Source organism: Spirulina sp. LEGE 11439, assembly GCF_059821285.1.
On sequence record NZ_JCAMRX010000046.1, the window covers coordinates 1 to 25,626 of the forward strand.

19 protein-coding genes and 1 pseudogene are annotated in these 25,626 nt (G+C 41.9%); 11 read left to right on the forward strand and 9 right to left on the reverse strand.

The window, feature by feature from the left end; genetic code table 11:
* Window positions 1-55: 55 nt before the first annotated feature.
* Window positions 56-151, forward strand: a pseudogene (locus tag AC6RV6_RS23145) (transposase); the annotation flags it as partial.
* Between the two features lie 476 nt (window positions 152-627).
* Here AC6RV6_RS23145 and AC6RV6_RS23150 read toward each other — a convergent pair.
* The 3 genes from AC6RV6_RS23150 to AC6RV6_RS23160 form a co-directional block, all read right to left on the reverse strand.
* Window positions 628-1,803, reverse strand: coding sequence for a CVNH domain-containing protein (locus tag AC6RV6_RS23150; RefSeq protein WP_500243248.1), 1,176 nt, complete (start codon window positions 1,801-1,803; stop codon window positions 628-630).
* Between the two features lie 153 nt (window positions 1,804-1,956).
* Window positions 1,957-2,991 carry an alpha-xenorhabdolysin family binary toxin subunit B gene (locus AC6RV6_RS23155; protein ID WP_500243249.1) on the reverse strand — a complete coding sequence of 345 codons (1,035 nt, stop codon included), beginning with the start codon at window positions 2,989-2,991 and terminating at the stop codon, window positions 1,957-1,959.
* A gap of 180 nt (window positions 2,992-3,171) precedes the next feature.
* Window positions 3,172-4,452, reverse strand: coding sequence for an alpha-xenorhabdolysin family binary toxin subunit A (locus tag AC6RV6_RS23160; protein ID WP_500243250.1), 1,281 nt, complete (start codon window positions 4,450-4,452; stop codon window positions 3,172-3,174).
* Between the two features lie 500 nt (window positions 4,453-4,952).
* On the opposite strand from AC6RV6_RS23160, the gene AC6RV6_RS23165 reads away from it, so the two are divergent.
* Window positions 4,953-6,794, forward strand: a complete 1,842-nt coding sequence (locus tag AC6RV6_RS23165; RefSeq protein WP_500243251.1) for an ABC transporter ATP-binding protein — start codon at window positions 4,953-4,955, stop codon at window positions 6,792-6,794.
* A 192-nt stretch (window positions 6,795-6,986) separates the two neighbouring features.
* The gene (locus AC6RV6_RS23170; protein WP_500243252.1) at window positions 6,987-7,406 is read left to right on the forward strand and encodes a slr1601 family putative cell division protein; all 420 of its coding nucleotides are present in this window, start codon (window positions 6,987-6,989) and stop codon (window positions 7,404-7,406) included.
* Here the strand turns inward: AC6RV6_RS23170 and AC6RV6_RS23175 are convergent.
* On the reverse strand, window positions 7,399-8,688 hold the full coding sequence (locus AC6RV6_RS23175; RefSeq protein WP_500243253.1) for an adenylate/guanylate cyclase domain-containing protein: 1,290 nt from the start codon (window positions 8,686-8,688) through the stop codon (window positions 7,399-7,401). The genes AC6RV6_RS23170 and AC6RV6_RS23175 overlap by 8 nt on opposite strands.
* A 411-nt stretch (window positions 8,689-9,099) precedes the next feature.
* On the opposite strand from AC6RV6_RS23175, the gene AC6RV6_RS23180 reads away from it, so the two are divergent.
* From AC6RV6_RS23180 to AC6RV6_RS23195, 4 genes are all read left to right on the forward strand, one after another.
* Complete coding sequence (locus AC6RV6_RS23180) at window positions 9,100-10,158, forward strand: hypothetical protein (protein WP_500243254.1); 1,059 nt, start codon at window positions 9,100-9,102, stop codon at window positions 10,156-10,158.
* A 42-nt stretch (window positions 10,159-10,200) separates the two neighbouring features.
* Window positions 10,201-10,686 (forward strand): phosphohistidine phosphatase SixA, encoded by a 486-nt coding sequence (gene sixA / locus AC6RV6_RS23185; protein ID WP_500243255.1) that lies wholly within the window; start codon window positions 10,201-10,203, stop codon window positions 10,684-10,686.
* A gap of 156 nt (window positions 10,687-10,842) precedes the next feature.
* Window positions 10,843-12,015: a citrate synthase gene (locus AC6RV6_RS23190; RefSeq protein WP_500243256.1), complete on the forward strand. Its 1,173-nt coding sequence runs from the start codon at window positions 10,843-10,845 to the stop codon at window positions 12,013-12,015.
* A gap of 133 nt (window positions 12,016-12,148) precedes the next feature.
* A complete protein-coding gene (locus tag AC6RV6_RS23195) occupies window positions 12,149-13,024 on the forward strand; it encodes a formylglycine-generating enzyme family protein (RefSeq protein ID WP_500243257.1) in 876 nt (291 codons plus the stop codon).
* Between the two features lie 51 nt (window positions 13,025-13,075).
* Here AC6RV6_RS23195 and AC6RV6_RS23200 read toward each other — a convergent pair whose 3' ends face one another.
* The 3 genes from AC6RV6_RS23200 to AC6RV6_RS23210 all read right to left on the reverse strand — a co-directional run bounded on the left by AC6RV6_RS23200 (window position 13,076) and on the right by AC6RV6_RS23210 (window position 17,262).
* On the reverse strand, window positions 13,076-14,935 hold the full coding sequence (locus AC6RV6_RS23200) for a CHAT domain-containing protein (protein ID WP_500243258.1): 1,860 nt from the start codon (window positions 14,933-14,935) through the stop codon (window positions 13,076-13,078).
* A gap of 378 nt (window positions 14,936-15,313) precedes the next feature.
* Entirely contained in the window at window positions 15,314-16,171 is an 858-nt protein-coding gene (locus tag AC6RV6_RS23205) for a DUF1194 domain-containing protein (protein WP_500243259.1), read from the reverse strand.
* A 260-nt stretch (window positions 16,172-16,431) separates the two neighbouring features.
* On the reverse strand, window positions 16,432-17,262 hold the full coding sequence (locus AC6RV6_RS23210) for a DUF1194 domain-containing protein (protein ID WP_500243260.1): 831 nt from the start codon (window positions 17,260-17,262) through the stop codon (window positions 16,432-16,434).
* Window positions 17,263-17,754: 492 nt separating this feature from the next.
* Here AC6RV6_RS23210 and AC6RV6_RS23215 point away from each other — a divergent pair, with 492 nt between their 5' ends.
* From AC6RV6_RS23215 to AC6RV6_RS23230, 4 genes are all read left to right on the forward strand, one after another.
* Window positions 17,755-19,428: a PP2C family serine/threonine-protein phosphatase gene (locus tag AC6RV6_RS23215; RefSeq protein WP_500243261.1), complete on the forward strand. Its 1,674-nt coding sequence runs from the start codon at window positions 17,755-17,757 to the stop codon at window positions 19,426-19,428.
* Window positions 19,429-19,436: 8 nt separating this feature from the next.
* Window positions 19,437-20,855 (forward strand): protein kinase domain-containing protein, encoded by a 1,419-nt coding sequence (locus tag AC6RV6_RS23220; protein WP_500243262.1) that lies wholly within the window; start codon window positions 19,437-19,439, stop codon window positions 20,853-20,855.
* Window positions 20,843-21,967 (forward strand): hypothetical protein, encoded by a 1,125-nt coding sequence (locus tag AC6RV6_RS23225; protein ID WP_500243263.1) that lies wholly within the window; start codon window positions 20,843-20,845, stop codon window positions 21,965-21,967. The genes AC6RV6_RS23220 and AC6RV6_RS23225 overlap by 13 nt, the downstream gene beginning before the upstream one ends.
* 400 nt (window positions 21,968-22,367) lie before the next feature.
* A complete protein-coding gene (locus AC6RV6_RS23230; protein WP_500243264.1) occupies window positions 22,368-22,757 on the forward strand; it encodes a Mo-dependent nitrogenase C-terminal domain-containing protein in 390 nt (129 codons plus the stop codon).
* Between the two features lie 260 nt (window positions 22,758-23,017).
* On the opposite strand, the gene AC6RV6_RS23235 is transcribed toward AC6RV6_RS23230, so the two are convergent.
* Both AC6RV6_RS23235 and AC6RV6_RS23240 read right to left on the reverse strand, forming a co-directional pair.
* Entirely contained in the window at window positions 23,018-23,593 is a 576-nt protein-coding gene (locus AC6RV6_RS23235; protein ID WP_500243265.1) for a Uma2 family endonuclease, read from the reverse strand.
* Between the two features lie 272 nt (window positions 23,594-23,865).
* Window positions 23,866-25,617: a sugar phosphorylase gene (locus AC6RV6_RS23240; protein WP_500243266.1), complete on the reverse strand. Its 1,752-nt coding sequence runs from the start codon at window positions 25,615-25,617 to the stop codon at window positions 23,866-23,868.
* Window positions 25,618-25,626 lie beyond the last annotated feature (9 nt).

The following is a 25,626-nucleotide window of genomic DNA, read 5'->3' on the forward strand; positions in this document are numbered from 1 at the left end:
TACAAAAGCTCTCGTAGTGTATACGAGAGCTTTTGACTTTTTTATTTGATCTGTAAAAGAACAAGCCAGAGAAGATGAGAGTATTCACAATGGAATAGAAGGAAAATTTGGACAAGCTAAGCGACGATTTAACCTCGATCGCGTCATGACCTTGAGGGGTGACAAGCAAGCTATAAAGCAGATTGGATAAGGGAAAGAGCATGCAATCCTTTAATCGTGACAACCTCACATTTCTATAGCTTTGTAAGAGCATTATCAACAATTGCAAAGTTAACCTTTGACTTTCATTCAGGTGAATATTGATGACTTTCTGGTATAATTCGGGGAACATTTTTGTTTTTGAGTTGTCTGTCTAGACAACTCTATTCTTTTTTGGGGACATTTATCCAACTGCTTTCCCTGTCAGCCTTTCAGCCTCCTTGTCATCCCTTGAGGACTGAAAGAAAACATCTCAATAACATGACTTGGAAGATTTATAAAAATCAAGCAGGCAGAAGTCCCTCCAAAACCTTAGAAGAAGCAATCCTTAGCAAAAAAGCCCCTGAACTAACCTTCCAAGTTGTGGATAAGAGAAAATGCTTGTATTTCTGGTACAAAAATTCCTATGTTGGTTATTAGTCAGCGAATTTAGTTTTCTTTACTTAAAACACCATTATTATTCATTAAGGTAATGATAAACTCATCTGTCAAAGAAAATGTACTCTCATTAAAAGAACTAGAACTTACTGCACATTCTGCAGTTAAAATGATCTCCATATTTCTAGAACTTTGTCTATAGCTTCCTGCTGGATAATAACAGTAGCCTTCATAAGGATTGCTACCATCTTCTTGTAAAGTTAATTGTCCATTTTCATTGGCAATCAAATCCATTATAGGATCGAGATTAGTGATGTCAATTTGTGAGTGTTGCCAAGAGCCACTTGCGGTTTGACATTCTGCCTTAAGCAGCAAAGTAATATTTTGACTATTATCAATGTAGCTACCTAAAGGAGCAATTTTGCCTGGATACTCACTCTCATAACGACTATCGGCAGTAGTAAAACAATCCAGCATATATTGTGTCTCTTCGTAGGTAACATTTAATCCATCGACAATATCTAGTAAAGCTATATATAGATCTGCTACATCACTTTGTTCGGAAATGCTATCAGCAGCGTTTTTGGCAATTTCCAGTTGCTCTGATATGGTTCTCCATTCAGTCCAGAGATTATTAGCACTTATTTCTGCTTCAGTTGAAAAATTAATTATGAGTCGTAATTCATCATTAAGATCGAAGAGAAATTTTTTGATATCGCTATCGTCAATATTGTCTGCCAAGTCTAACTTTGTTTGAATATCGCTGCTAGTTTGCATTGCTTGATTTTTAAACTGTTCTAATTTTTGACAAGTTGTATCATTTTTCTCGACTTCATAAATCATATCGTACCAGCAATCCCTGATAGCTTTACTAACAGGAGTCATATCTCCTAGTTCATTGTTATCTATCATTTCGTTAAGTAGTTGCAAAGCATTATTTAGGCTATCAATATGCTGATGATATAAATTCATCATAGCAGTCAGACGCTCTTCAAAGATTTTTTCCACTTGGCTATTCCAATATCTACCATTGTTATTAATGTTTTGGAATAATTCTTGGAAGCTTTCAGGACTTAAAGATTCATAAGGTGAATTTTCATAGCCCAAACAAGTAATAACATCTTCTAAGTAGTAAGGCATTTGAGACGCTATGCGTGAATATTCTTTGATTCTTAAAAGGTCTTCAACTGTAAAAGTATTAGTTGTTTTAGTTTTTGTTTCACTCATTATCTTTATTGAGAATTTTGGTAAAGACACAACACGAAAAAACATGATTTTTGGCAAGGTGGGCAATGCCTACCTTAATGCCCAATGATTTCAATTGTTTCTATTTTTTGTACTAAATTGAATTGAAATATTCTGTAACAAAAACAGCATCAATTAAGAAGCTAAAACATTATCAAGATAAACAATCATATCTGCCATGTCTTGCAAGATTTTGTCGTAATTAACTTCAGTTTCCAGAAGATTACGAATTGTTTGAGTAAACGTAGTATAAGATTCTGCCAAATTTCTGACTTGTGCGGTAAAGACAAATCTTTCACTTTCAATGATATTGATATTGGCTAAATCGTTTAAATCTATTTCTGCTTGCTGTTTTTTGTTTTGCCAATTTTGAAGTTCGGTTTGATAGTTTTGTAATTTTTGATAAAGATAATCTCTTGTTTGTTCTAATTGAGCATAGTTGAAGCCATCACCAATTTCATCAATTAATTCTGTACAAACTTGGAGTCCCGCAATTATGGCAGCATAGTAAGGATTAGCTGCTCCTCCTTCAATCATCGCTGCGACTTCTTCTGGTGTAGGTATAGTGTCAGAAACAAAATCGAGAAATCCTTCTTCTTCCATAATGTGCATTAGCTCGGAAATTTCGTCATAGTCTTCCTGAGTTTCTTGAATTAATTGTTCGTATTTTTCAATATTAGGCTCAATTGTTTCAGCTAATTCTTGGTTGATTTCGGCAATTTCTTCCTCTACCTGAGATTTGAAATCAGATAGCTCAACTTCGCCAGCTTTATAATTTAAACTATTTGCTTTTTCGTCAATGGGGCCTAGCTTTTCTGTAATTTGAGGGTCTCCTTTTTCGCGAAATTTATCTATATCTTCTTGAATTTCTGCCTGCTCCCCTGGGTCTGTTGCTGCTGCTAACTCTTCTTCTTTGACATGAATTAATTCATTGACTTGTTCGATAGAAGCTGTATTATTCAATAGTGCTCTAGTTTCGATAATGGTATCTTTTGCCAGATCAAGAGTCTCTATGACATCGTCTTTGATGTTTCCACAAATTCTTTTAAAGTCATCGTATTGAGTCTCGCCTAAGTGATCGTAAGCATCTCTTATTTTTCTTGAACTATCTTCCATCGCACTGATACTAACTTCAAGCAGGGAATTTTTGATAGAGATTTGAGCAGTCATTTTGATTCTATTCCTTTAAGATTTAATGAACTTGAGAATTTTTAGTTAATGAATTAAGAGAGAACTAAAAGTTTAATTATTTGGCTACTTTTCACTATCCTCTCTTAAATTAAAGCTAGTTGTTGATGAATCTGCTAAACTAATTGCATTTTGTCGTAGCAAAAACTGTCAGCTTGGGGATTAATTATTTTGTTGTGAAGCCCATTCTTCTAAGGCATCATTAAAGGCATTTGTGACCATTACTGCGTTGCCACCAATGTTTTCCCAAGGATCGACAGTATCCAAGAAGTTGAGCCAAAGATCGAAAACATCTGTCGAGTTTTCTACAGCTTCACAAGCATCTGCGGAAATCTTGAGGTCTTCCACAATAACCTGCCATGCTAAAACTATTTGATTGAGGCCTACTTCTGCTTCAATCATGACTGTAAAAAGACTCTCTAAAGAAGTATCAAGAGTTGTAATTGCTCCCAATAGTTTATTCAGTCCGTCGATAGTATTTTCTAGTGCTTCAATTTCTGCCTTGAGAGCATTAATTTCTTTTTTTGTGTCTGCTGCTTTTTTGCCGTAAATACTACCTGTAATAGTGATCCCGATGACACCACCGACAACGCCAGTAAAACACAGACCAACGTATTTATCGTATTGAGCTTGTAAATCTTGAAGACGAGCATTCATTTCATCTAGTTCAGCTTTAGCATCTTCTAGCTCTCCTTCAATGTCTAATTGATCGCAAAGCTCTTCTTTTGAGTTGACATCACTAGAACAGGCAATTAATCCCTCTTTGAAAGTTTGGAGATTACCTAATAAGACATTGGCTACGTCATAGTAACCTTGGGCTTTTTCTGTTAAGTCATCGATCATCCTTTTGGAGATTTCTAGTCTTGAGGCTTCTTCTTCAGCTATTTCGGGACTTTCGCCAAGGTCTTCAAGAATTCCCTGTACGTATTCTGGGTCTTCTAATTGCTCGGGATCGAGATCGCCAATTTCTATGTGAGCCAGAATAATATCTTCTAAAAAATCACAAATTCTCCTTCCGTCGCTAGTCATCTCACGAGAAAAGGCATCTAACTTAATTGAAATGTCAATGATAGAGGTTTCTAAGGCTGACCACTCACCTGCATTAGCTTGAATGGCTTGAAAAGTAATGAGAAGATCGGCATTAGTTAAACCTGCAATTGTCGATTCGTATCCTCCTAGATAAGTATATACTTCGTCTTCAGTATCTGGTAAAGCCAGACCATCTCGCTCGTAATATTTGACTGCCAAAATGGAGTCTGGGTAAAGAATTAAACCCGTATCTTCTTCATAAGCTTCTGGCTTGCCAGTCTTACCTGTAGCCAACTTCAGTAATTCATCAGTGAGTAATTTGGGATCGATGGTATATTCTGGTTCAACTCCTGTATCTTGCAGAAGACTGGCTAAGGTTTTGTTTCGAGTTTGAATTAGAGTTTTAACTGTCATATCTTCTCGTAAAAAAATCTTGATGAAATTTTACTCTTGAAATTATACCTCTCTAGGTATAGCTTAGATCGTGTACAAAAACAAGCAGCAATTCAAAATTGGGATAATAGTGTAACTTGAGTTCGGGTTAAGCTAAAACCCTAAATCCTTGCAAAACTAAGCCTGAGAGCGTGTCAACTCCCGTAAAAATTCACTGAACTTGCTAGGCAGGCGGAGCTTACGGGAGAGGTCTGAGGAAGTCGTCATTAATATATAGTCTCCCATCTTCTAACTCGTAACGAGCATCTGTCCCATCATTATAGGTAATACTTTTGCATCATAACAAAAATTGAGAAGCGATCGCGCTCCTTCTCTCCAATTTGATATCACAGGAAAAACCATCAATGCGATCGCAGACAATGGCAAATGCTTTTTATGCCATTAATTATTTTTACTGGGGATTCGATACAATCTGATTAACCTTTTTATCCTCTACTTTTGCGATCGCCTCTCGTTTCTCCATGACAACTTCTCCCACCTCCCTTGAAGATAAGCCTTCCTCATCCTCGCGTCCCAACGATTGGCGGCTATTTCTGCGACTGATCCCCTACGCTCGCCGCAATGGTAAAATCTTTCTCGTTTCCATGTTGCTCTTGCTCCCCGTTTCGATCGCTGGAGTCATTCAACCCTTAATTGTCGGACAGGCAATCTCTCTTTTGCAAGACGAACCTACTTGGAGCATCTTAAAAGGAGTCTCTTTATCGACTGGCATCAGCACCTTAATTAAAATTTTACTGGTAACAATCGCCATTCGCCTTGCCTTTGTCTCCCTACAAGGATATCTCGTGCAACGGGTAGGGCAAGAAATTACGGCAGGAGTGCGAGAAGATTTATTTGCTCATGTTTTATCCCTTGCCTCTCGCTTTTACGATCGCTCTCCCGTTGGACGATTAGTCACGCGAATTACCAGTGATGTAGAAGCCTTGGGGGATGTTTTTGCCACGGGAGCGATCGGAATTCTCAGCGATATTATTTACATTGTTGTCATCGTTTTTACCATTTTTGCCTTGGAATGGAAATTAGCCACAATGTTACTGTTGTTGCTCATTCCCGTTTCCGCCTTGATCGTCTTTTTTCAACAACAATATCGCAAAGCCAACTATCTCGCCCGAGAAGAGCTTTCTAAACTTAATTCTATGTTAGCGGAGAACATTTCCGGGATTAATATCGTGCAACTTTTTCGCCGAGAACGCTTTAATTCCGAGATGTTTCGCTCCATCAATCAAAAATATCGTCAAGAAATCGATAAAACAATCTTTCACGATTCCGCAGTTTCTGCAACCTTGGAATTTATTTCTTTTATTGCCGTAGCAGGAGTTTTATGGATGGGAGGACTGTTCGTTTTACAAGATACTTTAACCTTTGGTACCCTTTCCGCCTTCATTTTATACGCGCAACGCTTGTTCGATCCCCTGCGGCGATTTGCAGAAAAATTCACCATGATTCAATCGGGATTTACCGCGATCGAACGCATCGGCGAATTAATGGATGAACCTGTCGAAATTCGCGATCCGAGCGAAAATACCGAGAGTCAATTTTTAGAAGGATCTGCATGGCGATCGCAGAACAAACCGGGAGAAATTCGCTTTGAAAATGTTTGGTTTGGCTACAAGCCCGACGAATACGTTCTCCAAGATTTAAACTTTACCATTCGTCCGGGGGAAAAAGTCGCATTAGTCGGACCGACAGGAGCCGGAAAAAGTTCGATCATTCGCCTTCTCTGTCGCCTTTACGAACCCAGTAAAGGTAGAATTATCGTCGATGGAATCGATATTCGCGATTTACGTCAAGCGCAATTACGACGTTATATTGGAGTGATTCTGCAAGAAAGTTTCCTATTTGCTGGGGATGTCAAACGCAATATTACTTTAGGAGAAAGTTATTCTTTTGAAGAGATCCAACAAGCCGCCATCGCGACCAACATTGAAGACTTTATCGACCAACTCCCTCAAAGTTATGATACGCAATTAAGAGAGCGAGGCACTAATCTATCTGGCGGACAAAAACAACTCCTTGCCTTTGCGCGAGTTGCCATTCGCGATCCTCGCATTTTAGTTTTAGATGAAGCGACAGCGAGTTTGGATGTGGGAACAGAAAGACTCATCCAAGAAGCCTTAGACCGATTATTAGAAGAACGCACGGCTATTATTATCGCTCATCGTCTGTCCACTATTCGCAATGTCGATCGCATTTTAGTCTTAAAACGCGGTCAATTAGTTGAATCTGGCAACCATGATGAGCTTTTAGCACAAGGCGGAATATATGCCAGTTTGTATCAATTACAAATGTTGGGAACAGAATAATTTTTATGATTTTGAAAGTAGAGATATTGTTCGCTGTTCGTTGCAATGGCGATGATAAAAAGTACATGGGTTCTAGAATTGTCTCAATATTGGTCAATTGAGAAGTTTTTGTATAGAATCAAAAAAGCCTCAAAATAGGATTTTTCCTATCTCAACTTGTATCTGTACCGTTAGCACGAGACGTTAACTTCAATGAAAACAGCCCAAAAACTCAGACATCCCGGTACGCCCCCCAAAGTATCGAAGTCTCGTTACCGAGAGTCTCGTGTCTATTCTTCTCGTGCTTATTCCTCTCGTCCAAAACCCAAGAGCCGCAACCATGCCGCTCTTGCTATGGAAACAATAATCAAAATTGCGATTAACGGCGGCTTGTCGGTGGTAGCGATCGCAGCTTTAAGCAATTTATTTCCCTACTATTGGGGACAACGAGAAAAAGTACAAGCGATTCGCATGGAAGTCCGCGATACTGAGTACAAAGTAACCCGCCTGCGTGCCAATCTCAATCGCAGTTTTGACCCTTCTCAAGCCTTAACCGTGATGCAGGAACAAAGTGCAATGTTAGCTCCCAACCAACGGCGCATTATTTTAATGGATGAAGCCGAATCTAGATAGATGATAGGCCATTCAGAAAATACACCTTCATCATGCCTTTGCCCTTGACTTCGATCGCCCCTCGTTCTTCAAAATTAAACCGATCTTTTAATTGTTCGCAAACCCTTTGGGACACCTGAATTTTTCCCGGAATACCGAGGGATTCCATGCGACTTGCGGTATTAACGGCATCCCCCCAAATATCATAGACAAACTTTTTCTCGCCAATCACTCCCGCGATCGCTTCTCCCGAATTCAAACCAATTCGCAGATCGAACTGATAAGGCTTCTCCGCATTCAATTCCTCCATCGCGGTTAACATGGCGAGGGCTAAATTTGCCGCTTGCTCAGCCGGATTTTGGCTGAGTTGAGGCAAGCCAGCAACTGCCATATAAGCATCTCCCACGGTTTTAATTTTCTCCATACCGTAACGATCCGTCAGGCGATCGAAACGGGAAAAAATTTCATTGAGAAGCGTAACCACCTCTTGAGGCGGCACTTGCGTCGAAAAGCGAGTAAAATCTACCAAATCAGCAAAAAGAATGGTGACATTTTCATATTTTTCAGCAATTAATTCATGTTTATCTTTGAGTTGTTCCGCGATCGCTTGAGGCAGAATATTTAATAACAATCGTTCTGATTTTGCTTTTTCCTCCCGCAATGCGATTTCTACCTGTTTCCGTTGCTGAATTTCTCCCTTTAAATTGAAATTATTGCGCCGAAGTTCCATTTGCCCGATCGCTTGACGACTGAGGGCTTGTAGGGCATCCAACTGCTCTGAAGTTAATTCCCGAGGTTGGCGATCGATCGTGCATAACGTCCCCAAGGGCAGTCCTTCTGGAGTCACCAGAGGCGCACCGGCATAAAAGCGAATATCGGGATATTGTAAAACCAAAGGATTGCGCTGAAATCGCTCGTCTTCTAGGGCATTGGCAACCACCATCACCTTTTGTGGTTCGAGGATGGCATGAGCGCAAAATGCGGCATCTCTGGGGGTTTCCTCCGCATCCAATCCTACTTTAGATTTAAACCATTGGCGATCGCGATCGACCAAACTAATCAGCGCAATGGGAGTCCCGCAGATTTGCGCTGCAATCGTCGTTAAATCGTCAAAATCTTGCTCTGGCAGGGTATCGAGAATTTGGTATTGTTCTAAGGCTTTCAGGCGATCGGCTTCATTGTTGGGTAGAGGAGCCGGAACCACCACTGGAGGTAAAACAGGAGTAGGCTTGCCACCCCATCCCCAACGTTTAGAAAAAGCGGCGATCGCTGTCAAAAAATGATGTAAAAATCCAATTCTCATTGCAAATATTAAGTATTAAATGCTTCATCCTTGCACCCTACCTCGATCGCTCTTCCCATTTGCGGGAAAAATATAAAAGAGGGATAATCTCTGGATCTATGCTAACAAAGTCAACGGAGTGTCTTCCTCACGGCATTTTGAGAATGTACGACGATCGCATTGAGGAAAACGATTCTCAACTCCCGAAGCGGCGAAAACCCCGGCCGATACTCGCGATGAGCAATGAAAGGATGAAAGACCGAGCGGACAAGCCTCGCACTCATAAACTGATGGGAACATTCGTAAATCTGTTGTCCAAAGAATTTGTTAGATTTTTTGTGGTAAAAAGATTGTAGGCTGAAGGAAATGCCCGATCGCTCAATTTCTGGCTATTTTCCTTGAGCAACTCTAGCGATCGCGATCACTCAAAGTATGACCAGTCCGGAATTTTCTCGCCAATCAGATATCGCTCGCTCTTTAGCCCTCCTCGATCGCTATGGATTCGATACCAAGGGATATATGAGTACGGAACTCGTGGCGCGATGGTTGGAAAAGTACGAACCTCACTGGATTCGCTTAGCTGCTATCGAAGCCCTCTATCAAGGTCGCTACAAGGTCATTTCTGTCGAACAAATTCTCACCCTTTGGGAACGTCGCGGCCAGCCTGCCCCTCATTTTAGCAGCGATTTCGAGCGCCTGATTTCTCGCAAATTACCAGATTATTTTCCCGCTTATACCCACCTCGAACGTCTGGAAGAAAATGCGATCGCCGAGAGAGAGAAACAATCCCCCATTCAGCCTTTTGGCCTATTTTCCCGCATTGAATTGCGGAAAAATGCAGGTATTCGCAGTTGGCAGATCGAACGAGAAACCGTTCCAGAGAAAATGAAACGTTTGAGCCAACGTCCATCTTTAGCCTCGACACTTCATTTTACAACCTCCGCCCTGAGCATTATTCGCGCTCATGCTGGATTGAGTCGCATTTTTTCCATTCTTGAATCCGATTTATTTGTCGTTCCTCCTCAATTAGCCCTCCCTCCCGTCCTCTCCGCAGAAATGGCATTGTTACTCGAGGCAGAAACCCCGGAAAATGAGTGGATTTTCGAACTTGACGAACCCGATCGATTATCAGTAGTTCCAGAAGAAGAAAGCGATCGCTCAAAAATCTCCCCGACAAAACCCGATCGCCAACCAACAGAACTCTCCTTAGACGAACTCGAAACTCTCGATCTCTTAGATGAATTAGAAAAAAGCGAGATTGACAAACAAGACCCTAAAAAACAAGATACTCAAATTCAAACCCAAGCAGTCAAAAAAGCAAAATCCCCGATTTTACCCAATCCAGACCCAGAAAAATTCTATTTCTTTCGGAGTAATATTGTCACCTTTACACCAGACAAAACCAATAGTTATTTCTTCAATAAACTTAAAATATTAAGTCAGATAACCTTCGATGCGATCGCCAATCCCGAGCTAGAATTAAATCTCTGAGACTAAATTTTAATTCATTTTAATTCATCTTTATTCATCTTTATGAATGTTTATTTAATCCGCCACGGGATTGCCAGCGATCGCACCGAATATTCCCTTGATGCAGAACGTCCCCTCACCGATATCGGGCGCAAAAAAACAAGGAAAGTTGCCAAACGCTTATTCGATCTCGATATTCGTTTTGACCTCATTCTCACCAGTCCTTTAGTGAGGGCAATGCAAACAGCACAAATTCTCCAAGAAGCAAAATTAAGCAAGAAAGTAGAACCCTTTGAATCTCTTGCCCCCAACGGCGATATCAATATTTGGGTCAATTGGTATGTGTTGAAAAAAGACTATCATAGCGTCGCTCTGGTCGGACATCAGCCCGATTTGGGCAATTGGGCAGAAATTTTAACTTGGGGTAACACTCAAGAAAAATTAATTGTCAAAAAAGCAGGAATCATGGGCGTGAGAATTTTTGAAAACGGAACGCCTATTGGCAATAGTGAGTTATTCTTATTGACTTCACCTAAATGGTTTATTTGAAATTTATTTTGAGTATCAATAATTGTAAATTAGTTTAAAGAATTGTTGAGTTTAAATGAGCAAATCCAAAGACTTTGGGAGAAAACAGGATTATTATTATTTTTTCGGTTAATTTAAAAGATTATTAGCAAATTTTCGCGATTTATTGGTAGAGATATGACAGTTTGTGAATATATTCCGGGCTTAGAAAATATCCCCGCCGCACGTTCGGGGATCAGCTATGTAGATGGAAAGCAGGGAATTCTCGAATATCGCGGTATTCGGATTGAAGAGTTGGCACAGAAAAGTACCTCTCTCGAAACCGCCTATCTTTTAATTTGGGGTCATCTACCCTCAAAAGAAGAACTTGCCACCTTTGAAGCAGATATTTACAATCATCGTCGCATCAAGTACCGTATTCGCGACATGATGAAATGTTTTCCAGAAACGGGACATCCGATGGATGCCTTACAAACATCGGCGGCAGCGTTAGGGCTGTTTTACGCTCGTCGCGCCCTTAACGATCCCGCCTATATTTGGGGAGCCGTGGTTCGCTTGCTGGCGAAAATTCCCACAATGGTTGCCGCATTTAAATTGATGCGGAAAGGCAGCGATCCCGTTCAACCTCGAGACGAACTCGATTACGCCACCAACTTTTTATATATGCTCACCGAGCAAATTCCCGATCCCGTCGCGGCGCGAATTTTTGATGTTTGTTTGGTTCTTCATGCCGAACATACGATCAATGCGTCTACATTTTCGGCGATGGTGACATCTTCAACCCTGACCGATCCTTATGCCGTAATCGCTTCGGCGGTGGGAACATTGGCAGGACCTTTACATGGGGGGGCCAATGAAGAAGTGATTGCCATGTTACATAAAATTGGTTCGATCGAAAATGTCCGCGCTTATGTTGAAGATTGCGTGACCAACAAGAAGAAAATTATGGGTTTCGGACATCGGGTTTATAAAGTCAAAGATCCGCGAGCGACGATTTTACAGAGTTTAGCAGAACGCTTGTTCGAGCAACGCGGGCGCGATCGCATTTACGATATTGCGGTGGAATTAGAAAAAGTTGTCGAGGAAAAATTGGCACATAAAGGAATTTATGCCAATGTGGATTTTTATTCCGGTTTGGTCTACCGCAAATTAGGCATTCCTACGGATTTGTTTACCCCTATTTTTGCGATCGCTCGGGTGGCAGGATGGCTGGCACATTGGCGAGAACAAATTGGTGAAAATCGCATCTTCCGTCCCACACAAGTTTATCAAGGAGAACACGAACTTCCTTATGTTCTGCTTGGAGATCGCCCTCATCGCGATCCTCTTTTTTCTTCTCCAAACAATTGATAATTGATAAAAGGGTGTCGGGAAAATTTCTCGCACCCCTAACGCTTGAAGATTCTCTAAATTCTGTCATTTCTTGATATTTTTTGTGTCGTTGAACAAGTTCATCGGGATTACGCTTGTCATACTTCTTTTAATGAGTTGTCAGTCTCCCAAAACGAAGAAAAAGGAGATTGCCAATTGTGGTGATGATGGCGAATTTATTCTCATTCCTGCAAGCGAATTTATTTCAGGAAGCGATCGCACAGAACGAGATTATGCTTACCAAATTTCTGCGATCGCTGCGGCAAAAAATCCCGCCGATATTCCCCAAGAAGAGAAAGCATTACGCCAAAAACGTTGGTTTGCGGGCGAACCTTCTCGCCAAACAACCTTTCTCCCCGACTTTTGTATTGGTCGTAATTTAATAACCAATGAAGAGTATCAAATCTTTGTCAAAGAAACTGAATATCATTCTCCCGGAATATCCGAAGCCGAATATCAAGAACAAGGATTTCTCGTCCATCCGTATACAGAAGTTCAACCCTATTTATGGAAAAATAATAACTATCCCGAAGGAGAAAATAAACACCCCGTTGTTTTGATTTCTTATGAAGATGCTCGCGCTTTTGCGAATTGGAAAAGTCAAAAAGACAGATATATTTATCGCTTACCTACAGCAAAAGAATGGGAAAAAGCGGCTCGATCGCCAGACGGACGTTATTTTCCTTGGGGCGATCGCTGGCAAAACGACGCAACCAACTTTGGAGGAAGCGAGCTTTGGCATACCAGTGCGATCGCAGCCTATCCCCTAAGTCAAAGTCCTTACGGAGTGGAAGATATGTCGGGCAATGTTTTTGAATGGACGGAAACCCTCATTCAACGAGGTTTGCAAACTCGCTCTATTCTGAAAGGGTGTTCTTGGGACGATCTCCCGGGTTTTTGTCGCGGTGCTTATCGACATACTCGTCCTATTACTTCCCGTCATATTCTCTTTGGATTCCGCTTAGTTCGAGAGAATAAAGATTCATAGTGAATGATTGTGGTTTTTTTGCCGTCATAACCAATAACCCATCACCAAAAACTATAACGGACTGCCAATGAGTGTAAATCCCGACCAATAATAAGGATGGGAAAGTCTGGCGTTTCGCATGGCGATCGCCTCGGGAGCCAAACCCGGATTTCTTTCTAACTCTTTCCAAAGCGTCTCGCTTAAGATAACTTCTCCGCGTAACATAGCGAGTTGAGTTTGTCGCAAGGCTTCCGACTTCAAAGCAAGAGCGGCTAAATTGTCGTAAAATTCGCCCATCAGTGCGAGGGTTCCGCGATCGCTAACGTACCAAAGGCTAGCTAGAACGGATTTTGCTCCCGTTTGCAAGGCCAGTCCAGCAAATCCTAACTCAGCTTCCTCGTCTCCAAAAGCAGTACGACAGGCACTCAATACCAATAAGTCCACCGGAGGATTGTTCCAACTTAGTTGACCTAATTCCGGGAGGGTAAGTTTGCGATCCCATAATTGAATGTAAGAATTTCCCGGATGTCCCGGTTTAAATTCGGCATGGGTGGCAAGATGAATAACTTGAAAGGGAAAAAGATGGCGCTGTAATTGTAAATTTTCGAGGGTAAATTCTTCATTGAGAAATGTTTTATTCTCTTCTCCCGATCGCTGGGTGAGGGCTAATTCTAAAGGAATGGCAGGCAGAGGGATATTTTCGCGAAACTGAGAGGCTCCCATTGCTAAAACTCGAGCATTATCCAACGAACTATAGAGGGTATTGGTTAGACTAAAACTGGGAATAACGCTAAAGCTATATTTTTCAACTAAAAATTGCTCGCCGTCATGTAAAGCAGCAAGAGGAAGGCCTCGCAAACCCGTATCGAGAGAAAAGAGCAGGGTATCAACTTCTTGAGTTTCTAAATGAGTTGCGATCGGGGCAATTAACCATTGATAGAGTTGTTGAGAATGAGGTAAATAGCTGCGATGCGTTCGAGTTTTACCGCTTGTAATCTGACGGCGAAATTCTGTGGCAACACTGAGGATCTGTTCGGGGTCTAAATTATCGACTCGTTCGATTAGAGGATAACTTCGAGCGGTAATGGCAATGAGTTCTAAGCGATCGCTATGACTTGTCGTATAAATTAACGCCAATTTTTGTCCGGTTTGACGTTCGATCGCTTCTAAATGCTTCTGTATTGCCGTTAGAGAAATGTTCTTTTCTTCTGTATTAATACGATTGCCAAAGTAATCTTCAAAGGATTTACGGCGGCTTTGTTCGATATAATCAACCACCTCATTCGTTAATTCATCGTTAACCCAAATTCCTTCTTGACGATCGCCATTGGCAAAGACCAAAACGCCGCGACCGTTGCGGCGATCGCTGCGAAATTCACCTTCATAGCGATCGCCATTGGCAAAAATAAATTGACCTTCTCCACTGCGTTTATTATCGCGAAATTCACCTTCATAGCGATCGCCGTTGACAAAGTAAAAAATACCGCGACCGTTGCGTTTGTCATCGCGGAATTCACCTTCATAACGATCGCCATTGGCAAAAACCAAGCGACCGATGCCATTGCGTTTATTGTCGCGAAATTGTCCTTCGTAGCGATCGCCATTGACAAAATAAAACACGCCAAAACCATTGCGAGAACCGTCGCGAAACTGTCCTTCATAGCGATCGCTATTGGTATAGATAAATAAACCCTGTCCATTTTCCTCCCCGTCGCGAAATTCCCCTTCGTAAACATTGCCATTGCCGTAGCTACAACGACCGCGACCATTCAGCTGCCCGCCTTGAAAATCTCCCGTACATTCCGTTCCGTCAGGTAGAGTAATAATATTGGCTTCAACTGGAGCAATTTTCCCAATTCCAGTTGTTAAACCGAGTACCGTCGCGATTGACATCACGAAACGGCGTTTTTTCTTAGTTTTGTATTCAGTCATCAGTAGACTTTAACCCAAATCTGCGGCGTATTCTTTTTAGCTTATAACCTCTCGGGCTGGGAAAAGTAACAATTATGAGGCTGACTCTTATTTTTAGTAGGAAAATAAAAGGTAAGAAACACGTCTACTCTTTTGTTTGCAGATAGTCTAGACTTTTAAGGGTGGAATGCACGATTTTTTAATTTCAGTCAAAAAATTAACAAAAATTGAGTACCTTGACAAGAAAATCTTAAAAAAATTAATAACTCTGATGAGAGGAAATACTTTAAAAGATTGAGAAGAGATGAGTCCGTTTCTTTCGATCGCTTCTTAATCTCAATGATTGGTTAATCGCGATCGCCCAAGCACGCTTTTTTTCTGATGGTGATGCAGAAAAAGTTAGGCGCGATCGCGTCGGTTTTTCAGCAGAGATTTTCCTCCCAATAATCCCAATAGTAACCCTAAAGTTAGGGACGGTTCGGGAACGGTTTCTGGCTTGGGGTCGGGGATAATTTCGCGTTTGATTTTAGTTTTCACTGCCGTCTCAAAATCGCTAAAGGTTGCGGCAGCCTGAACAAATGCGTTATCTCCACCAATGACAGTGTTGAGAAAATAGTCGTCTAAATTGGGAATATCTGTGAGAATAGGCAGCCCGTTAATGGTAATCCCCGCCGCAACTGCGGCATCGCGAGCAGAAGTCACTAAACCCGTACAAGCCGGATTGAGATTTGTGCGACCGCCATCAAGAGGAGAACAATAGCTCGTTCCTGCAAACGTTCTATTTTGACCGCCATCCCCGGAAACATCGATAACCTTGCGATCGCCTTCAAAATCGTTGCTTAAAAGCAAATTCGCGGCGGAATCGATCGCGGCAGCAACATTCGTGAAATTTCCCGCCGGGCGAGGGGCGGCGGCGATCGCATCGGCGAAAGCGTTGGCACTGGCAGCATCGGTGATGTGATACCAGTTGAGAGGGGCGGCGGGAGTCGTTGACCAATACTGCATGGTTACGGCAATGCCATGTTCTAACCCAGCAATCAGGCTAATGAGTTCGGCATCGCGAAAAGCGTTGACATAGCCTTGGCGTTGAAGATCGAATTCTCTAGGATTGACGCTTCCCGAGACATCGACCGACAGCACTAATTCCGTACTAACTAAAGTACCGGCAAGAGAAGGAGAGGAAGCAAGCATACCAATTGCGATCGCTGTCATTGTTGTCCCCAGTCCGGCTCCCAGTCTGGCAAAACTTCTATTCATCCTCTGCAATCCTCAAAATACTTCAACAGATAGCTGTCTTAAATTTCAGCGCTGCCTTTAGTATCGAAGATACAATTTAATTTGACAAGAGCAAAACTATAAAAAGTTAAGTTTTACCAGCATAAGGAGAGAGCGATCGCGAGAAGATCCAGAAAATATAAAAATAGCGAAAAAGGGAGTTAATCTTTAACTCCCTTTTTCGGTTGAGATCGCATTAACAGCAATCTATTTTTGCGCTTGGCGATCGCTTTCCCTCGATATTAGGCAACATCTTTCTTTTTCAGCAAAGAACTGCCGCCAAAAAGTCCCAAAGCTAACAAGCCTAAAGTAATAGAAGGTTCGGGAACGGAAATTTCGCGCTTGATTTTGGCAACAACGGCTCGTTCAAAATCATCAAAATCAGAGGCGGCTTCCAGAAAAGATGCCGATCCGCCAACCACAAAATCATTAAAATAGGCATCGAGATCCACCACATCGTTGAGAATGGGCAAACCGTTAATGGTTGCACTATTGCCCTCAGCATAATCGCGAGCCGCTTCTACTAAACTGGTGCAGGCTGGATCGAGACTTTGGAGATTCCCTTGAGGGTCACAAAGGCCAATACCATTAAGCATTGTATTTTGGCGACCATCCGCAGATACGTCGATGACTTGTCGACCTTCAAAGTCATTACTGGCTAATAAATCTGTGGCGGAAGTGATGGCAGCGGCAATATTCGTACCGTTCCCCACGGTAGCCTCTAAAGGTCTAGTTGCATTTTCAATCGCTTGAGCAAAGCTCTCTGCGCTAGCCGCATCAGTAATATGAAACCAATCTAGAGCATCTGCAGTATTACTCGACCAATATTGCAGAGTTACAGCGATTCCGCCGTCTAAACCAGTAATTTTTTCAATCAAGTCAGTATTGCGAAAAGCATTGGCATAGCCTTGACGCTGCATATTGAATTCATTGTTATCAATACTTCCCGAGACATCTACCGAAAGCACTAATTCGGTTCTAACGAATGTTTGCGAGAGAGCGGGAGATATTGCCAGAAAGCTAGCGGCGATCGCTGCTGAAGTTATTGCTAATCCATTCATAAGTCGATTCATTTCTACAACCTCGATAATAAAAATATGAGAAGGTTTGTTGTTCGCTCTTAGAAAAATTTTTAAATTTCTCTCCCCTACTAAGGTAGCACATCTTAATTTTATTCCGTCTCTAGAGGAAAACACTAAATTTTCTCAGCAAAAGTTCGGAATTTTCCCGGCGGCGCTCAGTCTCCCTCGTAATGGCTTACAGTTTCATCATCTCGCTTTATGAGAGATTATGCACTGATAAGAATCGGATAAAGTGACGATCGTTATCTGCAAAAAGAGCGATCGTTCTCCTCTAAGAAAGCGATCTATATCGACTTTTCTGATGATTTATCTCAACAATCGATCGCGATCTCGATCGTGTCTGGAATTGAAACCTGCTCGATCGCCTGCTTTAACCTGCTTTTATCTATCTGGAAGATAGAGCAGGCCTCGATAAAAATTGATGAATGGGAAGAGAATTTCAACAATCTTTTACCATCGTTGCGTATTTATCGGGAGTATTCCATGAAACTGCGCCAAGAAGAATTAGTACGTGCCATTTTAAAGAAACTCAATCTCATGTCCGGATGCCGAGCAAAATCTCAATATGAGGAGATTTGGGCTGAGTTTCTGCGCTGTCATCCTCAACAAGCAGCCGAAGTTCCCAAAGTTTTGGCGCAACTTTATCAAAATATTTTCGCCTATTACCTCGATCTTCCGGGCAGGCCGTTGAGCGATCGCGAGCAAATTCTCGATTTAGCTTGGCAGGATGCGATCGCATTTCTTTCCCGAGAGCAACAAATGCGTCAAGTGAGTCTCGGGACGATGCAAAAGGTGGTGACAGAGGCGATCTCGCCGCTTATTCTCGTTTTTCCAGCCGATCCTTTAGTTGCAGTTGAGGGGAAATTGTTTTCAGAACGATCGCCGCTCATTATGGTGATGGCAGATGAGATCGCGAGGGAGAAACCAACACCTCCACAGCGATCGCGGGCAATCTGGCAATATCAACCTTTACCCAAACACGAACCGGATTTACATTCAGAATCCTTTTGCCAATTTGCAGAAATGACAGGCGGTTTACAAGCGATCGGGGCAAGGGTACGAGGGAAAAAACACAAGCACGACGGCACGAATTGCGATGATTGGTTTGAATTCAGTACCCGTGGAGATTGGCAGATCGTCGCCGTTTCCGATGGGGCGGGATCGAAAAAGTTTTCTCGCGTGGGTGCAAAGGTCTCTTGTTTGGCGGCTGTACAGTATCTAGAAGAGGCTCTAGAGGGGGTTAAACTGCAAAAACGTCAAAATTGGTCTGTTGATACGTTTAAGAGAGATGAGGAGAGTGGTGCATTTGCAGAAGAAGATTTGGAACAAATTCAAATTGCTTTGCATGAGGCGATGAAGGTCGCTTTTGCGGCAGTAGAAGATGCTGTCAAAGAACGAGTTGAGTATACCAAATATTACAAAATACTCGGACATCGAGATATTAATAATGACGATCTCTCGGCAACACTCTTATTAGCCGTTCATCGGACAGTTAACTATAAAAATACTGAATATAGTTTGGTTTTAACTTGTCAGGTGGGAGATGGTGTAACGGTCGCTTTCGATCGCAATCATAATTTGCATTTACTGGGAATGCCCGATCGCGGTGAATTTTCCGGACAAACTGAGTTTTTAACGACTCCGGGGAAGGTCGATCGAGATAATTTAATGCGGAAAACTTTTCCCTTTTTCAGTCCTTTAAAAACATTGTTCGTGATGACCGATGGGGTTGCTGATGATTATTTTCCCGCCGCCGCAGAAATGTTCCGCTTGTATGGAGATTTAGTTCTCAATCAAATCATTTCTCAGCCCAATGTAAATTCTGGAGAAATCATCGATCGCTTAAGCACAACTAAGCTCGGCAATCTAGCAGATTTAGATGCAGAAAAAGATCGATTTTACAGCCAAATCGATCGCCTGATTTCTCCTGAAGAAAATCCGCAAACGATATCTCTTTATTCTTGCGATCGCTATGCTGAAGTCCTTGGGATTAGCTGGCAAGATTTAATAACATCTCCAGCCTTATTAGCCGCAGTACATTGGCAAAACAGCGAGCCTCAAAAATGTCCCGCCAAAAATCTGAGACTTTGGTTAGATTCCTATCACGTGAAAGGCTCATTTGACGATCGCACTCTCGTTATTTTCAACAACCAATAACCAACAACATGAAAACCGCAACTTTAGCCGATGGGCGCATAATTGAGTATATTCCCAATGCGATCGCAGAAGGGGCAATGAAAAAAGTCTATTTTACCAGCGATCGCGCTTCTGTCCTCTGTTTGTATAAAGACGAAGCCCTCGCCGCCGATCCCAATCGCATCAACCGACTCGAGGCAATTTTAGGGCGATATAATCCCACCATAGATCGCGAGACAGGAGATTATTGGCAAAACCTTTTTTGCTGGTCAACGGGAATTGTTACCCGCCCTCAATTAGGAATTATCACGCCAACGTATCCTCAAGATTTTTTCTTTAGTTCGGGATTTTGCCAAGGGAAAGAAAAAGAAAGTACTTGGTTTATTCGTGAAAAATTGCGAGGAATGTTATCTCCAGAAGAACGAGGAACATGGATTGATTATCTCAATATTTGCATTCTTTTAGCAAGAGCAATTCGTCGCTTACATCAAGCCGGATTAGCGCATTCAGATTTATCTAATAAAAATGTGTTGGTGAATCCCGATCAAGGCAAATGCTTGATTATTGATATCGATTCTTTAGTCGTGCCGGGATTATTTCCTCCCGATGTTTTAGGGACAAGAGGCTACATTGCTCCGGAAGTTTTAACTACAGTTCATTTACCGGTCGATCATCCCCAGCGCAAGCACGTTTCGACTCGAACCGATCTTCATGCTTTAGCTGTCTTAATCTATCAATATTTATTTCAGCGCCATCCCTTAGAAGGTCCGAAAATACATTCGACAGTTTCCGCAGAAGAAGACGATCGCTTAAGCATGGGAGAAAAGGCATTGTTTGGCGAACATCCCCGAGATTTTTCCAATCGCCCGAAGATGATTAAATTGCCTTATACGGCATTTGGATCCTATTTGAGTCGGTTGTTTGAAAAAGCCTTTATTGAGGGACTTCATGCTCCTGAAAAGCGCCCGACAGCGATGGAATGGGAGAGAGGATTAACTAAAACTTGGGATTCTCTCGTCCCCTGTCAAAATCCTCAATGTTCTGGTAAATGGTTTGTTTTAGAACAGCAAAATCAGGCGAGATGTCCTTTTTGCAACACGAAACAAACCGGAACAATTCCTCATTTGATTTTGCGATCGCAACGCCGTCCGGGTCAATGGCTGCGGGACAGTGAGGTGATGGCTTACGATCGCCTCTCTCTTTTTAAATGGCACGTTTTTGACAATATTTCCCCGGGGGAGAAGTGCGATTGCATCCCTCAAGCCTACTGTACCGTCCACCAAGGCCGTTGGTGGCTGGCCAATCAGCAGTTAACTTCTCTCACGGCTTCTAATGGACAAAGCGTCCCTCTCGGTAACGCGATCGCCCTCAAACACGGTCAATGGTTCCAACTCTCTCAAAGTCCCCACGGTCGTATTGTGGAGGTAGAAATGTTATGTCTGGACTAATCAACGCAATTAAACGGTTTTTTCAGTCACCAGTCACCAGTCGATCGGAAAATTGCACTGCGGTTTCTGAAAATCCATTACCCATTACCCATTACCCATTACCCACCACTGAAGATTTAAAGAAATCTTTATTTGTGGTACGGAAACAGAAATCGTCAGAGAATCCAGTTTCCTCGACCTTACAAGGACAACTCGACGCGCGATCGCCTCACGAACACTTTACGCTTTTCCCACCCAATGGAGAATATGAAGCCCCCGTGACCATTCGTCAACCTGTCACATTAGATGGTGCAGGGGCGACGATCTGGGGGAAAACTGGGACAGTCATGGCGATCGAAAGCGATCGCGTCAATTTGAAAAATCTCCGGATCGAAGCGACGGATCCTCAAAATACTCAACCTGCGATCCGCGTTGCATCCAGCAAAAATATTACTTTTGAAAATGTGGAGGTCAAAGGTATGGTTGTAGGAATTCCCACAGAAACGGGGATTTGGGACTATCCCGAAGCGTTAAATCTCGGACAACTCCCCCACGGTTGCGAACATCAATTTAAAATCCGCATTGTCGTCCCGCTTCCTTGCCAAATTATTGATGAAATTGCCGGGTTAGACTTCTTTCCCCGTCACTTGCAACCCGGGGCCAATGAGGTCACGTTATGTTTAGAACGAGTTCCCAAAGATACGCTGATTTTTGGCAGTGTTTTCCTTGTTGCCCATTCTCTCAAACGACGACTGACGGTTTCTGCACAGGTTTTGTCTCTTTCTCATAAAACGCCAGCCCGAGGAAAACTTATCTGGGAAGCCAAAACTCGAGTCAAATCGCCCCCAACTCTAGACGTTACACGCAATGTCCCGGCTGCCTTAATTCCTGCAAAAATCCGTCGCCAACAGATGCCCGCATCGACGAGTTGGTTAATTGATTCTTCGGGGAATAATAGCGATCGCCCAGTATCGGAAACATCTCCCTCAGCAGATGATTTTTCTACCACAAAAAAAAAGGTTAAGAATGCTTTTTCTGTAACAGATGATACCAAAACTGAGAAAGAAGGACAAAGTTCTCCTCAATCCAATCGTCTTTCTATTCCTAATATTTTTTTACAGGAAAATAACTGACAAAAACAATATTTTAATTGTCTTTGTGGGTGCGATCGCGATCGCAATTGAGGGTGATGTTATCTGCACTACATCCAGAAAAGACGGAGCAGAATATAATTAATAAAGTTGGCTCAAAACGGTATTTTTGACTTATAGATTTAGCCTAAGCACAAATACTGAAACCAAGCAAATTTTGCTCGAAATCTCTTTTTCTCATACTTCTTCCTTTTTTGTAAGTGTTAACTGAGATTTTTGTAACAAAATGTTAATTAATGAGAGCAAACTCTTCTGATACCTTGTCTTTCAGAGTATTCGGAGTTCTCCAAAAACCATTCTGCCAACATCCGGAATATCGAGTTAGATGTCTGTAGGTGAAAATTAAGCGAGTCTGTTCTCCTAGTTAGAACAGAAAAAAACAATGACTGACGCAACTAGAACAACAATCAAGCAATTTGTTTTCAGTAGTTGGAGTACGGAATACATTCCAACCCCTAAGCCCGGAATTTCTCTACAAAATATCCGCACAAAATTCAAGTTTCCTAAGATTACCTTTGCCCCATTACAACCTCTTAAAATGTGGCTTGATAACTGGGAAGTCAAAGATGCCGATTTTGCTCGCTTGCTGTGCCAATTAATTCCCGCACAGTGTCCATTTGAACGGGACGTGCAGGTTCTCGGGAAAACGCTCTTCCATATTCCTCCTATGTGCAAGTTAAATCCCTTTTACGAGCAATTGGTAGGGTTGCGGTTTCGGGCTTTATGCTATTTGGCGGATGAATGTGGCGAAGATATCAGCGCTTACTGCTAAGATTGGGGTAATCTAGCACAAACGCGCAAAATAAGATTTTCAGAAGAGGTATTGTCACAAATACCTCTTCTGTTGTTTATCCGTTTCAACTGCGATCGCAATGCTTCCATTTCTTGTATTACCTTAGAATGGGATTACTCTCAGTCTTAAAGGAAATGCGATACGGCTAAAGCCACGCTATGCGATCGCTTTACTCTAAATTCAAACAGTTTCTTTCTTTCGCTTTTTGTTACAGAGAAGAAAAGCGATCGCATTGCCTTTTATAGATTTCCTATTTCAACATCCTCATAAATATCATTAATATCTATTTCTAGATCGATACTACTTATAGTAAAACTAGGATTTTCACTATTGTGGGTCGTCAAATACCAGCCCTCATGTTCTTGTCGTTGAAAAATTTCGACTCGTCGATCTTGGCTATTAATGAGAATATATTCTTCGAGAGTGTCCAGACTTTGATAATCGTAGAATTTATCGCCGCGATCTCGTGCTTCGGTACTCTGAGAAAGGACTTCAATGATGAGTTTGGGAAAGTGTTTATAGCTAGGAGTTTTGCGATCGCGCGGATCGCAGGTAACGAGTAGATCGGGATAATAAAAGCGATTTTTGGTTTCAATTTTAACCTTGAGATCGGCGAAATAAACACGACAGGAGTTACCTCGAAGGCGATCGCGGATGAGAATGGCAAGGTTTAAAGCAATAGTATTATGACTGTCCGTCGTGCCTGCCATTGCGTAGATTTTCCCATCAATGTATTCGTGTTTGATAGGATTCGTTTCTTCGAGTTTTAAGTATTCCTCTGGAGTGAGGCGGTAATTTTCTTTTAGGGCTACCATTTTCGCAACTGAATTGCATCAAGATCGCATTGTCAGAATTTCCCATTGCTATCTTCAGATATTAGCATTTTTTGAAGAGTGCGATCGCAGCATTCCCCAATCTATTTCAATGGATTTTTCGTATGAGACAGCGCTTGGGGGATGCTGTTCGCGAAGCGTTCCCGGAGGGAGTAGGTTTCCTCAGCTTATCCAACCAAGTAAGAAGGGATTTTTAATCCCTGACGGATCGACGAATTGAGGTGCGTTACGCTTCGCTAACTGCACCCTACGGGCTAAAACTTATTAGTAATCCATGCAGATTGATAGGGTTCTAAAATGAACTCTTCGCTAATATCATTAATAAGCTTATCGCTAATCAGATCGCACCACGGATCGATCAATACTAAATTTAAAGTCGAGAGTTCGAGAACTTGTTTGCGATCGCTTAAATTATGAATAGAGAAAATACTCTGATCTCGTGCCATACTTTGCCGCCAAAAGACGAATAAAGCCTTATTGAGAGGATGTAAGGTATATTGAGTTGCATTGGGATGAAACGCCGACTGACGGCGACGAATTTGAATGAGTCGGGATAATTCTGCCAACACGATCGCATTCGCAGAATTAGGATTCTCCAGCAATTGTTTTAATTTCTCTTCATCCCAACGATGGCGATTAATCGATCGCCGCCTTCCCGTGCGTTTCATGCCTTCATAATCATTGGGAGTGGCGAGTAAACTATGAATATAAAACGCCGGAATTCCTTCTAAGGACATCATAATCGTATGAGCGCAGATAAAACGCTGAATTTGCCATTCATCTTCTCCCGCGATCGTCCCTTTTAACGCATCAAAATAGGTAATGTTTGCCTCATAGGGACCCTTACTTCCATCGGATTTCGTGCGATAACCAATCTCGCCGCCAAACTTCTTAATGGTTTCGACAACCCCTTGAAATTCATCATCAGAAAGCAAGCCTTCCGCCGGACGCAAGCCGATACCATCATGAGAGGAAAGAAAGTTAAAATAAGCACACCCCAACGGTGCTGGAGGCATACTCATCATCCATGTTTTTAAATAGTCTGATTTGCCTTGTAAAAGGGCATGAAGAACTAAAGGAGGCAAGCTGAAGTTATAAATCATGTGTGCCTCATTCCGATTGCCAAAATAGCTTAAATTTTCTCGGTTTGGCACATTTGTTTCAGTCAGTAAAGCAACATTAGGATCGACCATTTGCAAGACTTCTCGCAACACTCGAATTAAAGCATGAGTTTGGAAAAGATGAATGCAGGGCGTTTCAAGTTGTTTCCATAAATAAGCCACTGCATCCAAACGTAAGTATTTTGCCCCTACTTTGATATAAAATAAAATAATTTTAACAAATTCTAATAAAATTTCTGGATTAGCAAAATTTAGATCGATTTGATCGTGACTAAAGGTTGCCCAAACATACTTTTCCCCAGAAACTGTTACAACTTTCATTAATAGCGGGTTGGTGCGAGGGCGTACAACTTGGGAAATATCCGTCGCTGGATCGGCTTCAATAAAATAGTGACATCCGGGTTCTTTTCCTTGCTTAAATTGTTTGAACCATTCACTTTCACTCGAAATATGATTGAGAACTAAATCAAACATTAACTCAAAACTATCTGAAATTTGCGCGATATCTTTCCATGTTCCCAGTTCGGAATTCACGGCGAGATAGTCAATCACAGAAAAGCCATCATCGGAACTATAGGGACAAAATGGTAAAATATGAACGCTTGTAATTGCATCAATTAAATAGGTTTTGAGGAATCGATTTAAGATAACAAGAGGGCTTTCTGATTTCTGAGCATTGATGATACTATCGCCGTAAACGATCAGCATCACTGTATTTTCACTCCATTTATTGAGATTTTCTTCAATGGATTGAGAACAATAAGGTTGAATGAGAGCAAATAGTTTCTCAATAAGTTGTTCTATATTTTCTTCTGGATAAATTTTCTCTAGTAAAGGGCGAACTCGGGGAGCAAAAACGTCCAAATATTGAGAAGATTCAGGCATTGTTAAAGA

Bases quoted from the DNA above. Each gene is read 5' to 3' on its own strand.
- AC6RV6_RS23150 (WP_500243248.1), bottom strand. From the start codon at position 1,803: ATGAGTGAAACAAAAACTAAAACAACTAATACTTTTACAGTTGAAGAC.
- AC6RV6_RS23155 (WP_500243249.1), bottom strand. From the start codon at position 2,991: ATGACTGCTCAAATCTCTATCAAAAATTCCCTGCTTGAAGTTAGTATC.
- AC6RV6_RS23160 (WP_500243250.1), bottom strand. From the start codon at position 4,452: ATGACAGTTAAAACTCTAATTCAAACTCGAAACAAAACCTTAGCCAGT.
- AC6RV6_RS23165 (WP_500243251.1), top strand. From the start codon at position 4,953: ATGACAACTTCTCCCACCTCCCTTGAAGATAAGCCTTCCTCATCCTCG.
- AC6RV6_RS23170 (WP_500243252.1), top strand. From the start codon at position 6,987: ATGAAAACAGCCCAAAAACTCAGACATCCCGGTACGCCCCCCAAAGTA.
- AC6RV6_RS23175 (WP_500243253.1), bottom strand. From the start codon at position 8,688: ATGAGAATTGGATTTTTACATCATTTTTTGACAGCGATCGCCGCTTTT.
- AC6RV6_RS23180 (WP_500243254.1), top strand. From the start codon at position 9,100: ATGACCAGTCCGGAATTTTCTCGCCAATCAGATATCGCTCGCTCTTTA.
- sixA (WP_500243255.1), top strand. From the start codon at position 10,201: ATGAATGTTTATTTAATCCGCCACGGGATTGCCAGCGATCGCACCGAA.
- AC6RV6_RS23190 (WP_500243256.1), top strand. From the start codon at position 10,843: ATGACAGTTTGTGAATATATTCCGGGCTTAGAAAATATCCCCGCCGCA.
- AC6RV6_RS23195 (WP_500243257.1), top strand. From the start codon at position 12,149: ATGAGTTGTCAGTCTCCCAAAACGAAGAAAAAGGAGATTGCCAATTGT.
- AC6RV6_RS23200 (WP_500243258.1), bottom strand. From the start codon at position 14,935: ATGACTGAATACAAAACTAAGAAAAAACGCCGTTTCGTGATGTCAATC.
- AC6RV6_RS23205 (WP_500243259.1), bottom strand. From the start codon at position 16,171: ATGAATAGAAGTTTTGCCAGACTGGGAGCCGGACTGGGGACAACAATG.
- AC6RV6_RS23210 (WP_500243260.1), bottom strand. From the start codon at position 17,262: ATGAATCGACTTATGAATGGATTAGCAATAACTTCAGCAGCGATCGCC.
- AC6RV6_RS23215 (WP_500243261.1), top strand. From the start codon at position 17,755: ATGAAACTGCGCCAAGAAGAATTAGTACGTGCCATTTTAAAGAAACTC.
- AC6RV6_RS23220 (WP_500243262.1), top strand. From the start codon at position 19,437: ATGAAAACCGCAACTTTAGCCGATGGGCGCATAATTGAGTATATTCCC.
- AC6RV6_RS23225 (WP_500243263.1), top strand. From the start codon at position 20,843: ATGTCTGGACTAATCAACGCAATTAAACGGTTTTTTCAGTCACCAGTC.
- AC6RV6_RS23230 (WP_500243264.1), top strand. From the start codon at position 22,368: ATGACTGACGCAACTAGAACAACAATCAAGCAATTTGTTTTCAGTAGT.
- AC6RV6_RS23235 (WP_500243265.1), bottom strand. From the start codon at position 23,593: ATGGTAGCCCTAAAAGAAAATTACCGCCTCACTCCAGAGGAATACTTA.
- AC6RV6_RS23240 (WP_500243266.1), bottom strand. From the start codon at position 25,617: ATGCCTGAATCTTCTCAATATTTGGACGTTTTTGCTCCCCGAGTTCGC.